This window comes from Ectothiorhodospira sp. 9100 (assembly GCF_022227565.1).
GTDB lineage: Bacteria > Pseudomonadota > Gammaproteobacteria > Ectothiorhodospirales > Ectothiorhodospiraceae > Ectothiorhodospira > Ectothiorhodospira marina.
Genome location: NZ_JAJNAN010000132.1, coordinates 1 through 589 on the forward strand (window position 1 = coordinate 1; position 589 = coordinate 589).

Here is a 589-nt window from a genome sequence, read left to right on the forward strand (position 1 = left end):
TGCGTAGACCGCTGAAGGTTGCCACCCATTCCACGTGAAGCCTGCCACCCGGACCGGGGCAAAGCTGCCACCCATCGGAGCGTAGCGACGCGGGGTTTTCCTTCTTACTCCGCCGTCGCGGTGTCCGTCAACTTGGACTGAGTTTTTCTCATGGATTCTCCTCTGAGATTGATCTTGTAGGCGTTGTGAACCAAGCGATCCAGAATGGCATCCGCCAGGGTGGCATCACCGATGACGTCGTGCCATTGGTCCATGGGCAGTTGGCTGGTGGCGATGGTGGATCGTCTGCCATGGCGGTCTTCCAACACCTCCAGGAGGTCGCGGCGGTTTTCAGCATTGAGTTTCATGAGCCCCCAGTCGTCGAGAATCAGTACATCGACTTTGGCCAAGTTGGCCAGAAGCTTGGCGTACTGACCATCCCCCTTGGCGATGCTCAACTCCCGCAACAGACGGGTTAGACGAACGTAGTGGGCGGTGTGTCCCTCTCGGCAGGCCTTATGGGCCAAGGCACAGGCAAGCCAGGTTTTGCCAACCCCGGTGGGGCCGGTGATGAGGATGTTGAGGTGTTCCTTCACCCATTGGCAGGCCG

1 protein-coding gene is annotated in these 589 nt (G+C 59.1%); it reads right to left on the minus strand.

The genetic code is table 11. The features are described 5' to 3' along the window. Positions 1–104 precede the first annotated feature (104 nt). Positions 105–589 (minus strand): IS21-like element helper ATPase IstB (istB, locus tag LPW29_RS15305; RefSeq protein WP_238628730.1); only part of this gene is annotated, 485 nt, incomplete at its 5' end.